Source organism: Pseudomonas sp. LBUM1671 (assembly GCF_059695685.1).
Genome location: NZ_CP166782.1, coordinates 1,076,549 through 1,090,149 on the forward strand (window position 1 = coordinate 1,076,549; position 13,601 = coordinate 1,090,149).

Genomic DNA, 13,601 nt, shown 5'->3' on the forward strand with positions numbered 1-13,601 from the left:
TCAGTCCTGCATTTCGGTCTGGCGTTCGACAGGGTCGATCAGCACGGCTTTCTGCTGGCGCACCAGCAGGTCGAGAATTTCATCCTGGCGCTCGCCAAGAATCCCGTTGAAGCTGATGCCGCTGGATTTGGTCGGCGCGAGCATGGACACGCGATACAACTCGACGCTCAGCGGCGAGTCGATTGACAGCGGTCCGCTGCCGTTGCCGGCCAGTTCGCCGCCGACGATGATCAGCGACACCTGGGCGTCGAACGGGTCGAGCTTGATGTCCCGGTCGGTGTCGCTCAGGTCCTTGATGTGGCCGTAGACGCCGGTCAGGCCGTTGGCCATGGCGAGGTTTTCGTAGAGGCGGATGTTCACGCTGTTACGAATCCGGATGCCGTGGCGACGGTTGCTGATTACCTTGTTGCCGTAAATCAGATTGTCGCCACTCTCGTAGAGGGTGATGCCGTCCGTGTGGTTCTTGTAGATCTCGTTGTAGGCGATCAGGTTGTTAACGCTGTTACGGTCGATCACCAGGCCCGACAACTTGTTGTCGTAGCTGCGGTTGTTGAAGATGAAGCTGTCGTTGACCTCACGGGAAATAATGATCCCGTGCTTCTTCTTGGTCCCGTAAACGGTGTTGTCAGCGATGATCAGACCGTGTGAACGGTCATGCGGGTCAATGCCGTAGACGATGTTGTCTTTGTAGGTGTTGCCCTTGACCACGAAGTCGCGGGTTTCGTAGCAGTAGAAGCCGTACCACATGTCCGAGAACTCGGAGCCGACGATCCAGCCAGTCGGTTCAGGGCGCTTGAGCACCTTGGCCATGTTCGGCGTGTACTGGGAAATACTCACACCGTAGGACTTACTGTTGGCATAGCCGAAACTGGCGATCTTACTGTTGGCGATGTAGGTCTCGGTGCCGCCCCAGGACAGCAGGAACGGACGGAATTCCTTGGGCGACTTGAAGGCCGCCGGGCCGTTTGCCTTCTCGCTCCAGCCAGTGATTTTGGTATCACGCACGAACAGCTGGCCGTCGTTGACCAGGAACGAGCCGGCTTCTTGGGACAGGCGCAATTCCTGGGTCTGCTTGTCGATTTCCAGGATGCCGTTCTTGCCGACCACGATCGGCAGCTTCGCCAGGAACACGCCCGGCGAGGTTTCGCTGAAGTACTGCTTGGGCAGTTTCTTCGCCAGGTCCTTGAGGTTCATGTAGCCGTCGTCGACGAAGATCGCCTGCGGGATACCGTGCTGACGCACCACCCATTCAGCCATCTTGTTGTCGCCGCCGATGAAGTCCTTCAGCGCGTCTTCCTGCATCATCCGACGCACGCTGATCTTGCCGGCCTTGGTGCGCACGATCTTCGCGGCGATGGCTTCGGCGGTGTAGCCGGAGGTGTCCGGCAGTTTCGGCGCAGCCAGTTCCAGCGGCTCGGTCGGTGCGCTGCTGACGGTGTAGGTCTTGGCCTGTTGCAGGCCCTTGGCGATGGTCGCCGGCTGCCCTTTCTGCACGGGCGCTGACGGCTCCGCCGTGGCGAAGGCCGCCGAACTTGCCAGCAGCATCGCGCCGGCCAGCAAGGTCAATGAGCCTCTCTTCGGACTGTTCATGTCAGGAACTCCCTTCGCGGTTCGCATCAGAAGCGCCAGATCACGTCGATAAACGCGCGGTGCATGTACGAGTCGACGCCTTTGCCATACGCATCGCCCGGCTTGAACACACCGCCACGCAAACGCACGAGGGCCGAAGGCTCATCGATCGACTGACTCAGGGAGGCCGGCAGCAGGCCTTGCTTGAAGTACTTGGTGACGACCACGTCCATTTCCTGGCCGAGGTCTTTGTTGCCATCTTCCAGTGGCAGGGACGTGCTGGAGAGCACGGCGCCGGTCACGTCGTCAGTGTCGTTCTGCACGGCGTTGATGCCGTTGCTGCCGACTGGCTTGTTGCCGTCGACACGCCAGAATTTGTGGTAGATCACGCTGGCGTCGTATTCGTCGTTGAGCATCCACGAACCGAACAACGTCGCGGTTTGCATGTTGTTCATTTCGCCACGGAAGGCTTCGCCGAAACGGTGAACACGGGAACGGGTACCGGTGTAGTTCGAGCGGTTGCTTTCCAGACCGTTCTGTTCGTAATCGGCACTGGCGCGGGCATAGGCTGCACCGACTTGCCATTGCGGATCGAGGCGCAGACGCACGCCCAGGTCAGTGGCCCAGCCATCGACGTTACCGCTGGTCTTGGCTTGTGCCGGCGGAGTGCCGTCGGCGTTCAGCGGGTTGACCGTGTCGCGGTCGCCGTTCATGCCGGTGACGCTGCCCCAGTAATTGACAGTGTTGGTGTTGCGCCAGTTGTAGGCATCGCTGTCGGCGGTGAGGCCGATCCAGCTGATGTCGCCGTTCTCTTTCTTGTCCAGAGAATCGGCAGGAACACCTGGCTCTGGATAGTCGAGCTTGCCGTCATCGTGGGTGTGATGACCGCGAATGCCGACCCAGTTGCCCGGCGTCCACTGATACGCCGCATCGGCGTAGGCGTGCAGGCGATCCTTGTCTTTGGGCGCCAGCTCGGTGAGGTCGGTGCGGTATTCGCTGAAGCGTTCGGCGACACCGGCGTTGGCGCGCAACAGGGTGGTGTCGAAGGTCCAGTTCAGGGCTTCAATGTTGGTGTCGCGCCATTGGCCGTCGTCGTTGCGCAGGCGTTGACGACCGAGCTTGAGGATCTCGCCAGGGTACGGCGTCAAGCCGCTGTAGCCGACCCAGAACTCGCGCATCGCCAGGTAGTTTTTCTTGCTCTTGCGATCACCGTTGTCGGTGGCCTGGGTGCCGTCGCTGTCGGACTGCTGCAGGGTGTCGGTCTCGATGATGTCGGTGGACGTCACCGCCTGACCCATCGCGTATCCGCTCCACGCGCCGCTCTCGCCGTAGATCCAGGGACGCAGGTCGAGGCCGACGCCGTTGACGTCGCCGCCGCTCGCGGTACCCAGGTCGGTATCGTCTTCGGACTGGGCAGTGATTTTCACGTCCAGGCCGTAGTTCTGGTTTTCAGTCAGGGCCGCCAGGGTCGGGCACGACCACAAGAGGGCGAATGACAGGCCGATACCGGCCTTAACGAATGGATTCAGCTTCATAGGGATTCCTCGCCGTCTTCTTCTTGCAGGGCGTGCAGTTCCAGCGTGTTCTGGCTCAAGGCACCACGAACGGCCTGTTCTTGTTTCAACAGACGTTGGGCCTCGGCGAGCTGGGCAGGCGGCAGTTGCGCTTCGAGTGTTTGTGCAAGCTCGGTGGCTTGCGGGGTGTTCTGCGCCTTGGCCAATTGGCTGAAGACGTAAGCGTTAAGCGGGTCGGGCTTGGTGCCCTTGCCTTGGGAAAACAGTTGGGCAATGGCGAAGTCGGCGCTGTTCTGGCCGTTACGCGCAGCCTTGAGCAGGTGGTCCAGCGCTTTCTGCGAATAAACCTTGCCCAGGTAACCGCGACGGTAGATCTGGCCGAGGTAGTAATCGGCGGCCACTTCTCTGTCGACGGCTTTCTTGAAGTGTTCTTCGGCGACCTTCGCGTCGGCCGGGACCATTTTGCCTTCGTAGTAGAGCTTGCCCAGCAACAGTTCGGCACGCGGCTGGTCAGCGGCGCGGCCGTTGTCCAGGTACTTCATCATCGTGTCGACGTCGCCCAGTTCCGGGAAGTCGTAGAGCAATTGCGCGAGGCTGACCCAGGAAGCGGGGTAGCCCGGAGCGATGCTTTCGAGCAGCGTCTGAGCGGTTTTCTCGTCGGTCTTGCCGAGGGTCGCATCACCCAATACGCGAGCGACGCTGTCCACGCGTTGAGCAGTGACCGTGCCGCGAGCATGAGCGGCTTGCATCTGCTTGATCAGCTCGGCCTGTTGCTCAGGCTTGGCCTGTTTCTGATAAACCGTGGCCAGTTCGACGTAGCAGATGTCGGTGGTGTTCAACGCGGCCTTGCAGATGGTTTCCACTTCGTCCAGGTGCTGGTCGTAAGTGCCTTGGGTGCGATAAAGCAGCACTTGGGCCAGGCCCGCTTCCGGCTTGCCTTCGGCGCGCCATTGGCTGATCTGCTGCTGGGCGTTGACGTTCGGGAAACTGTGCGGGTATTGCAGGTACAGCATTGCCAGCGGGATCAGGGTGTTGCCTTCGCCAGCGGCCGAGGCTTTTTTCAACAAGCCTTCGGCTTCGTGCTGTTCGGCTTCGGTAGAACCCGGCTTGGCCACCAGCAGGCGACCCAGGCGAGCCTGAGCCCGCGGCGAGACGCTGGCCGCGGCGCGGTAAGTCGCCTCGGCCTGTTTGATTTGTGCCGGGTCACGGCTGTCGACCTGGATATCGGCCAGGCCAACCTGTGCTTCGCTGTAACCCAGGTCTGCCAGTTGCTGATAGTTCTGCGCCGCCAGCGCGGTGTCGCCGCGCTTGAGGGCTTCGTTGGCCAGACGCTGGTCGGGCAGGCCGGCGCAACCGGCCAGGCTTACGGCCAGGGCCAAAGCACACACCGTACCCATGTGGGAGCCAGCCTGCTGGCGATTCAAGTGACTCGGTCCATCAGACAGACCGCGGCGATCCCATCGCGAGCAGGCTCGCTCCCACAGGGACTGCGGTGCGTTCAAGATTTTTGAGATAGTCACGGGCATGTCCTCTGCTTAAAGACCGGAAGCCATGGCTTTGTCGATCAGCCAGTTCAGGTTCGGACCACGGGAGCTGTTCACTTCAACCGGGCGACCGGCGAATTTGCTGTCCAGCGGCTCGTCGGGCTGGATCAGCACGCGGATGTCGGAGGAAAGGTCGGCACTTTTCAGGCTGGTGCTGCTGACGATCTTGCCGGTGCGAGTGGTGTCTTCGCCGGCGATCTGGAAGCTGACGGTGCTGCCTGGACGCACATCGGCAAACTGGCGATAGGTGAAGCGTGCTTCAACGTTGGCTTCGCTGTTACGCGGCACCAGTTGGAAGATCACGTCGCCCTTGCTGGCGTACTGACCGTTGGCGACCAGTTGCTGGGCCACGGTGCAATCGCACGGCGACGTCAGGGTGCCGGTCATTTGCTTGCCGAACAGCTCTTCAACCTTGGCCGGTTGCAGTTGATTGTCGTCAAGATGGCCCTTGAGCACATCGAGCATGCTGGTGCTGAACGTCGCGAGCGGAGCACCTTTGGCGGCAACGCCGTCTGCCTTGATCAGGCTCTGCACGGTGCCGTCACGCGGCATGGTGATGTTCATGCCCGGCACGCTGACCAGACCGGCCTGTGCGTGGCTGACGAAGTACATGCCGTACACCGACTTGAAGATGAAACCGAACGCCGCCAGGCCGACGATGAAAATCGCCAGGCTGAACGTCACGGCGCGCAGGCGACCGAACGCGGTCATGCCGTGGCCGCCGTCCTTCATCTTGCGCGCCTTGGTGAAGTTGTCGCGCTGCAGGGTTGCCAGCACTTCACCCATGCTGACGATGTCGCCGGCCAGGTGCGAGGTGATCAGGTGGCGCAGGGTCGAGATGTCTTGCGGTTCCAGGTTCTGGAACTGGCAACCGGCACGACCGGTCTGGCGGTCGAAGGAGCGCACTTGCAGCTCCACGTCCATGGCCAGGCCGAGGTTATCGATGACGAATTGCAGGCGAGCCTTGTACACGTCGCCGATTTTCAGCGGCAGCTGACCGGCGTTGAAGGCCAGACCGCCAGCGGAAAGGTCGATCACTCGAGCTTCCATCGGGGTCCGGTCGGGACCGAAGAAGCGCAGCTTGGCCGGAATTTTTACTCGGGCGTGTTGGCGCTGGGCTTCTGACTCATGCACTACGTTGGCGTTGACGGCGGTATTCATATGGGCGATTTCCTAGTTAATTCAGGCGAGTTCGGTCAGACCATCATCAGCAGCACGGCAACAAAAATGCTGCCGGCGGAGAAGGTCATGGTCCGAGACGACCAAGTGTTGAACCAACCTTGAAAGCTGGCGAGATCACGGGTCAGGGAAGTGGGCTGGCGACTCCAGGACTGTCGGTCGAGGCGGAAGAACACGTAGATCTTCACCATCGCGCCGACGATCTGGTTGTAATAGAGAATCGCCGGGTAGGCCGGGCCGATCCGGTGACCGGACAACGACAGCAGCACGGTCAGGATCAGGCGGGTAATGCCGATCCACAGCAGGTACACCAGAATGAACGCGGTGCCGTACTTGAAGCTGGCGATCAGCGCGACCGTCAAGCCCAGCAACGAGGTCCACATCGACACGCGCTGATCGAACAGCACCACCGAGGTGAACAGGCCGAGGCGTTTAACCCCCAGGCCCAGGGCGCGGGCGTTCTGGCGCAGGTTGTTGCCGTACCAGCGGAACATCAGTTTGCGACTGGCCTTGATGAAGCTTTTTTCCGGCGGATGCTCCACGGTGTGGATCGCGGCGTCCGGCACGTAGAACGTGTCGTAGCCCAGGCGCATCAGGCTGAACCAGCTCGACTTGTCGTCACCGGTCAGGAACTTGAAGCGGCCCAGGCGCCAGTGTTGCAGCGAGTCGCTTTCCACGTCGGCGATGAAGTCCGGGTTGGTGACCACGGTGGCGCGGAATACCGACATCCGGCCGGTCATGGTCAGTACGCGTTTGGACAGGGCCATCGAGCACATGTTGATGTGGCGCTGGGCGAATCGCAGTTTGTGCCATTCGCTCATGATGTAGCCGCCGCGCACTTCGCAGAACTCGTTGGTGGTCAGGCCGCCGACATTGCCGAACAGCTGGAACCACGGCACGGTCTTGAGCACGGTGCCCTCGGCGAGCACGGTGTCGCCATCGATCACTGCAACCACTGCGCGGTCGTCCGGCAGGTGGCGGGAGATGGCGCGGAAACCGTAGGCCAGGCCATCACGCTTGCCGGTGCCGGGAATGCGCACGAAGTCGAGCTTGACCCGATCCGGCGGATTCATCTTCGTCCAAAGGCTTTTCACCAGCTTCTCATCGGACATTTCCACGATGGAGCACACCATGGTGGTCGGCAGGCCGCAGTCGATCGCTTCGCGAATGACGGAGGCGTAGACCTGTGCGGTGGTCAGCGCATCGATACGGAAGCTTGTGACCATCAGAAACACATGGGACGGGTTTGCCGCGTCACCCAGCTTGCGCACTTTGCGCCGCAGGTGCGGGTAGACCACGTACAGGAACAGCATCCCGCGCACAAAGTGCGTGGCGCCCATCGAGTAGCGCCAGATGCCGATGAAACCGATGAGGAAGATAAAGTCCTTCGAATCGGAATCGAATGTGGACGCAGGCAACGCCATGGCGATGCCCATCAATAAACTTAGGTAAAACAGCCAACCGGCGGCCTGAAGTAGGCCGTGCTTTAGCCTGTGCATAATCTGCATCCGTCTCTATCTCGGGCGAGCCTGTGGGGTGGCCCGATGGGGTTAAGGCAGGCGAAAAAGCCAGGAGGGTTGCGGGCTTTGTGAGCACCGCAAACCCTCCCGATACCGCTTGTTACCAGCAGATGCCTTCGGTACGGCCACTGACGCTGGTGGCTTTAGACATGAAGCCGACCAGGTCGACGACTTGCTTGCCGTGCGGAGCGTTCTGCGCCAGGGCGCGGAATTTCTCGTCACGGTTGCCGAGGATGATCACGTCGGAGTTGGCGATCACGTCGTCGAAGTCAGCGTTAAGCAAGGACGAGACGTGAGGGATCTTCGACTCGATGTAATCCTTGTTCGCGCCGTGGACACGGGCGTATTCGACGTTGCTGTCGTAGATGCTCAGGTCGTAACCCTTGCCGATCAGCATTTCCGCCAGATCCACCAGCGGGCTTTCGCGCAGGTCATCGGTGCCGGCCTTGAAGCTCAGGCCCAACAGGGCGACTTTGCGTTTGTCGTGGCTGGAAACGATGTCGAAGGCGTTCTGCACCTGCGATTCGTTACTGCGCATCAGCGAGTTCAGCAAAGGCGATTCCACGTCCAGGGCACCGGCGCGGTAGGTCAGGGCGCGCACGTCTTTGGGCAGGCAAGAGCCGCCGAACGCGAAGCCTGGGCGCATGTAGTACTGGGACAGGTTCAGTGTCTTGTCCTGGCAGACCACTTCCATCACTTCGCGACCGTCGACACCGCACGCCTTGGCGATGTTGCCGATCTCGTTGGCGAAGGTCACCTTGGTGGCGTGCCACACGTTACAGGTGTACTTGATCATTTCGGCAACGGCGATGTCCTTGCGGATGATCGGTGCGTCGAGCTCTTCGTACAGCGATTGCAGAACGTCGCCCGAGGCCTTGTCGAACTCGCCGATGACGGTCATTGGCGGCAGGTCGTAGTCGGCGATCGCGGTGCTTTCGCGCAGGAACTCAGGGTTCACTGCAACGCCGAAATCAACGCCGGCTTTCTTGCCGGAGCAGTCTTCGAGGATCGGGATGACAACGTTTGCGACCGTGCCTGGCAAAACGGTGCTGCGAACCACGATGGTGTGGCGGGTGGTCTTGTCACGCAGGACAAAACCGATCTCGCGGCACACGGCTTCGATGTAGTTCAGTTCCAGGTCGCCGTTCTTCTTGCTCGGCGTACCGACGCAGATCATCGACAGGTCGGTGTCACGAATCGCCTCGGCGAAGTTGGTCGTGCCGCGCAATTTGCCCGTCTCGATGCCCTTCTTCAGAAGTTCGCCCAGACCCGGTTCAACGATCGGCGATTTGCCGGCGTTGATCATATCGATTTTGTCTTTGGCAACATCGACGCCTACGACGTCATGGCCCCGTGCAGACAGGCAACCGGCACATACTGCGCCGACGTAACCCAAACCAAATATGCTGATGCGCATCGCAATTACCTCTGTGTTTTATCAAGCCATTACATGGCCGGAGTTAATGGTGTTCAGCGGTATAGTGCACTCGGAAGTGCGGCTTACAGGCGCCACAGTGCCGCGTGCAGGCATACAAAGTTCCGAGTGTCTAAATAAGTGCACTCAAGGGGTGCGCAACTAGGCCTTATTATTCTGATGTGCCCTGTTATGCAGCCGATCTTCTAATCAGAGGACCGTGAGCAAAGGTCTTGCGCGCTCAATGCCAGGCCAGAAGCCCGTAAATCAAGCGGTTGGGTGCTCAGATGAGCACGTTTATAGGGGCGCAGCCTTGGCCTTGAAGGGGATATTAATAAGCGTATCTCCTGTCCTTTATGTGTTGCCCAAATCAGAGGCCCAGTCTGCGGAAGTTAATGTGACAACTTCGCTACGTGGCGCTCTTCTCTGCGTAAGTTATCTCGTACATACATTGAGAAAATCGTTACCGGTGGTATGAGCTACGCATTTGGACATAGTTCCTGTCCGCCCATCGCGAATTCTGAAATTTCTTGAAATATTGAGAAAGATGGCACTGCTCTCAAACTGATAGCACTTACCGTTTGGCCCTTTATATATAGGCTTATTATCGACCCCGATAGTTTTGTGCCACTACCGAGAAAAATTTTCAGTGCCACTACTGAAAAAAATCATCAAAGTCGAGTGAAACTAAAGTTAGAAAATCGGGTGATGGATTTATGGCGCCAATAAGTCGGCGAATAAGGCGGGGGATTGTTGGACGATCAGGCGGTGGCGCACGACGCTTTTCTGCTGTCGTGCACCAACCGGGAGCTTACTCGGGCGCGTGATCGCGCAGGAATACCAGATGGTCCGGTTTAGACTGCTCGGCACTGTAGCGATAGCCTTGAACGTCAAATTTTTTGAGGTCTGCCGGGTCGTTGACGCGCTCTTCAATGACGAAACGGCTCATCATTCCCCGCGCTTTTTTCGCGTAGAAACTGATGATCTTGTATTGACCGTTCTTCAAGTCCTTGAAGTCGGTATTAATGATGCGTGCGTTCAAGGCACTGCGTTTGACCGCCGAGAAGTATTCGTTGGAGGCCAGGTTCAGCAATACGTCGTCGCCCTGATCGGCCAGGGCTTCGTTCAGCCATTCGCTGATCCGCGTGCCCCAGAACGCATACAGATCCTTGCCACGGGCATTTGCCAGTTTGGTGCCCATCTCCAGACGATACGGTTGCATCAGGTCCAGCGGGCGCAACAGACCGTACAGGCCTGAAAGCATGCGCAAGTGTTGTTGCGCGTAATCGAAATCGGCTTCGCTGAAGGTTTGCGCGTCGAGTCCGGTGTACACGTCGCCCTTGAAGGCGAGCAGCGCCTGCTTGGCGTTTTCCGGGGTGAACGCGGGCGTCCAGCTGCCGAAACGTGCGGCGTTGAGGCCGCCGATCTTGTCGGAGACGTGCATCAACTCGCTGATCTGCGCTGGCGTCAGGTCGCGCAACTGCATGATCAACTCTTGGGAATGGTCGAGGTACTGCGGCTGGGTAAAGCGCTGGGTCGCCGGCGGTGTTTCGTAGTCGAGGGTCTTGGCGGGGGAAATCACCATCAGCATGAAGTCGTCTCCTTTAATCGTGGGCGCGATTCTAGGGGGTTGGGCCGGTTGACTCCAGCTATCAAGTCCATAGGTGATGATCGGTGGCTTGATGTAAACCTTGTGGGAGCGGGCTTGCTCGCGAATGCGGTGTGTCAGTTACCGATGATGCCGACTGACACACCGCATTCGCGAGCAAGCCCGCTCCCACAGAGTTCGGTGCTGCTGCGGGAATGTGGGCTGGATCAGCTATAGTGCCGCGCGGGTTTTGTTATGGAGACATCCCTTTGCGTATCGTTTTTCTATTTTCGGCGTGGCTCTTGAGCTTCGGTGCCATGGCGGCGCCTGGCGACGTGGCGACGCTTGATCGCAGCACCTGGCCGGAACAGCTCAGCAGCCCGACGCTGTTCGACGTCGCATCACGCGCCGAAATCCTCATGTTCGCGCGGGTGTTGCTGGCCAGCGAATCGCTGGATGAACCGGCCCTGGCCCAACGCCTGGGCCTGCGGAAAATCAATCTGGAGGCCGTCAACAACCTGCGCCAACGCCTGTGGCAGCGCCTGCTCACCAACTACAACTTTGCCCAGCAGAGCTGCGATCAGGATGCTTCCTTCTGTTTCCTCGTCGAGGACATGGACACCCTGCGCCAGCAAGCGGCCAAGTTTCAGGTCAGCGACGACAGCTACTACATCAAGTGGTCGGAGCCGAGCCGGTTGTTCCACGCCCAGTATCTGGACGAGCAACTGCGCAAGGCGGCACTGTCCCCCCAGAGCAGCAGCGAAGTCGATCGTTTTGGCGACTATGAGCGCAACGGCGACGAGATGCATGACCGGCTGTTTTTGCTGACCTTCGACAGCGCCGCCAATGTCATGCCGGACAACACCGGCTGGGTCACGGAGTACCTGCGCAAGTCGAACATGAGCGGTACGTTCTTCGTGCTGGGCAAAGACATCCAGGCGCGTCTGGCCGAGCGCTCGGTGGCCAGTCTGCAAGCGACGTACTCAGCGCAGTGCATCGGCGTGCAAGGCTGGGAGTTTCGTTCCCACAGCCACTGGCAAGACTGGCAGGACTCGGTGCGCCGCAGCGTCGAGCTGGTCAAAAGCAAACTGCCGGAGAACTACGTGCCGCTGTTTCGTCCGCCCGATGGCCAGCGTCGTTCGGACGCCGAAGGCTTCTTCAAGGCTCAGGGTTTGCAGGTGGCGCTGTGGGACATCGATGCCCAGGACGGCGCCGGCAAACTCAAGGGCAACCCGAGTGCGCAACGCGTGTTGACGTTGATGCTGCTGTGGCGACACGGGGTGATTAACTTCAATGTGAAGCAGGATGCAGTGAAAACGGCGATGCCTTGGCTCATCACGCAAACGGCGCAAAGCGGGATCGGTTGGGAGGACTGTCAGGACGCGTTTCGCTGAAACCGTAAAAAGCCCGGAATCATTGGGTATGAGGGCGCAGCGGGGTGATTTTTGTGCAGAATTCGATGCAGGCGGACTTCCGACTTTAACGGGGTGATGGCCATCCGCCTAGTGCTATTGGTCACTCTGAAAAATAAACTTCAAAAAAGCGTCAAAGTACTTTTTTCTGTCATGGGTTTTGGAGTATTACGAAGACAGACCGCCGAAACCTGCACCACAGGTGGCGTCTTCCAAGACCCAACTATGGATGCAGTTCACTTGAGTCCCAGCAGGTGAAATTCGGTAGTCACTTCGAGGCGCAGCACCGCCAAGGTATTGCGTCGAATGGCTCCCACAAAGGTGACCGAGTATGGATGATCACGGACGTAGTTCTTCCTCCAACCAGCCAATCCTTTATGTACTCGATACCAACGTATTGATTCACGATCCAAACGCCCTTCTTAACTTCGAAGAACACCACGTTGCCATCCCGATGACCGTGCTTGAGGAGCTGGATAAGCTCAAGAGCGGGCATCACAGCGTGGCTGCGGAATGCCGTCAGGCGATTCGCCTGATCGACAAGACGTTGGGCGACGCCAGCCCAGAAGACGTCGAGCTCGGTGTACCGATCCAGCGCGGCAAGAGCGGGCCCAAAGGTTTGCTGTCAATTCTGATGAGCAAGCGTGCCGAACCGAACATCATTCTTCCCGAACACCTGAACGACAACATCATCATCAACCAGTTGATTGACCTGCACGCGCGCGAGCCGAAACTGCCCGTGGTGCTGGTCACCAAAGACATCAACATGCGCCTCAAGGCCCGGGCGTGCGGGATCGCGGCCGAGGACTACAGCACCGACCAACTGGTTGACGACGTATCGCTGCTGCCCAATGGTTATCACAACATGGACGGCTCCTTCTGGGATCGCGTGAAGAATGTCGAAACCCGTCAGGATCACGGTCGCACCTGGCATCAGGTGCAGCTGATCGACAACCTGCCGGCTGTGCATATCAATGAGTTCATCATCGACGAACAGGGTTTTGTCGGCTGGATCAAGGAGATCGAGGAGGACCGCCTGCTGATTCTCGACCTGCATCAGGAACCCCTGTTGCACCAGGAAGCCTGGGGCCTGAAACCGCGTGACATCTATCAAAGCCTGGCGCTGTATGCCTTGCTCGATCCGGATATCCACCTGGTTAACCTGACCGGGGCCGCCGGCTCGGGTAAAACCATCCTGGCCCTGGCGGCGGCGATCGAGCAGACCATGGTCAGCAAACGCTACCGCCGGATCATCGCGACGCGCAGCGTGCAGGGCCTGGACCAGGAAATCGGTTTCCTGCCCGGCACCGAAGCGGAAAAAATGGAGCCTTGGCTGGGCGCCATCACCGACAACCTCGAAGCCTTGCACATGGATGACGAAAACACCCATGGCAGCGTCGATTACATCCTCAGCAAAGTGCCGTTGCAGTTCAAATCCCTCAACTACATTCGAGGCCGCAGCTTCCAGCAGAGCCTGATCCTGATCGATGAATGCCAGAACCTGACCCCGCACCAGATGAAAACCATCATCACCCGTGCCGGCGCCGGTTCCAAAGTGGTGTGCCTGGGCAACCTGGCGCAGATCGACACTCCTTACCTGTCCGCGACCAGCTCCGGGCTGACGTACTTGACCGAACGCTTCAAGGATTTCCCCAACGGCGTACACATCACCCTGCAAGGGGTGCCACGTTCGATTCTGGCCGAATACGCCGAATCGCATTTGTAACCACGTCACCAGTACCGGGCGGCCCCAAAGCCGCCCGGTTTTTTTATGCCCGACACAAAACCCCTGTGGGAGCGGGCTTGTGGTGATCGGATAATCTTGCGTGCGGAAAATTGACCCGCAGGTTTACAATCGACG

9 protein-coding genes are annotated in these 13,601 nt (G+C 59.2%); 2 read left to right on the forward strand and 7 right to left on the reverse strand.

The window, feature by feature from the left end; all coding sequences use genetic code 11:
- From algG to yaaA, 7 genes are all read right to left on the reverse strand, one after another.
- The gene (algG, locus tag ACA060_RS04755; protein ID WP_497315729.1) at positions 1–1,590 is read right to left on the reverse strand and encodes a mannuronan 5-epimerase AlgG; all 1,590 of its coding nucleotides are present in this window, start codon (positions 1,588–1,590) and stop codon (positions 1–3) included.
- Between the two features lie 26 nt (positions 1,591–1,616).
- The gene (locus ACA060_RS04760; protein WP_497315731.1) at positions 1,617–3,104 is read right to left on the reverse strand and encodes an alginate export family protein; all 1,488 of its coding nucleotides are present in this window, start codon (positions 3,102–3,104) and stop codon (positions 1,617–1,619) included.
- Complete coding sequence (gene algK, locus ACA060_RS04765; RefSeq protein ID WP_497318180.1) at positions 3,101–4,480, reverse strand: alginate biosynthesis TPR repeat lipoprotein AlgK; 1,380 nt, start codon at positions 4,478–4,480, stop codon at positions 3,101–3,103. Before algK ends, ACA060_RS04760 begins: the two co-directional genes overlap by 4 nt.
- 138 nt (positions 4,481–4,618) lie before the next feature.
- Positions 4,619–5,788 carry a PilZ domain-containing protein gene (locus tag ACA060_RS04770; protein ID WP_497315733.1) on the reverse strand — a complete coding sequence of 390 codons (1,170 nt, stop codon included), beginning with the start codon at positions 5,786–5,788 and terminating at the stop codon, positions 4,619–4,621.
- 35 nt (positions 5,789–5,823) lie between these two features.
- Entirely contained in the window at positions 5,824–7,305 is a 1,482-nt protein-coding gene (gene alg8, locus ACA060_RS04775) for a mannuronan synthase (protein ID WP_497315735.1), read from the reverse strand.
- A gap of 121 nt (positions 7,306–7,426) precedes the next feature.
- On the reverse strand, positions 7,427–8,743 hold the full coding sequence (locus ACA060_RS04780) for a nucleotide sugar dehydrogenase (RefSeq protein ID WP_109628077.1): 1,317 nt from the start codon (positions 8,741–8,743) through the stop codon (positions 7,427–7,429).
- A gap of 808 nt (positions 8,744–9,551) precedes the next feature.
- The gene (gene yaaA, locus ACA060_RS04785; protein WP_497315737.1) at positions 9,552–10,331 is read right to left on the reverse strand and encodes a peroxide stress protein YaaA; all 780 of its coding nucleotides are present in this window, start codon (positions 10,329–10,331) and stop codon (positions 9,552–9,554) included.
- Between the two features lie 266 nt (positions 10,332–10,597).
- Here yaaA and ACA060_RS04790 point away from each other — a divergent pair, with 266 nt between their 5' ends.
- Positions 10,598–11,722 carry a polysaccharide deacetylase family protein gene (locus tag ACA060_RS04790; RefSeq protein WP_497315739.1) on the forward strand — a complete coding sequence of 375 codons (1,125 nt, stop codon included), beginning with the start codon at positions 10,598–10,600 and terminating at the stop codon, positions 11,720–11,722.
- 349 nt (positions 11,723–12,071) lie between these two features.
- Complete coding sequence (locus ACA060_RS04795) at positions 12,072–13,466, forward strand: PhoH family protein (RefSeq protein WP_109628080.1); 1,395 nt, start codon at positions 12,072–12,074, stop codon at positions 13,464–13,466.
- The last annotated feature ends 135 nt before the right edge of the window (positions 13,467–13,601 follow it).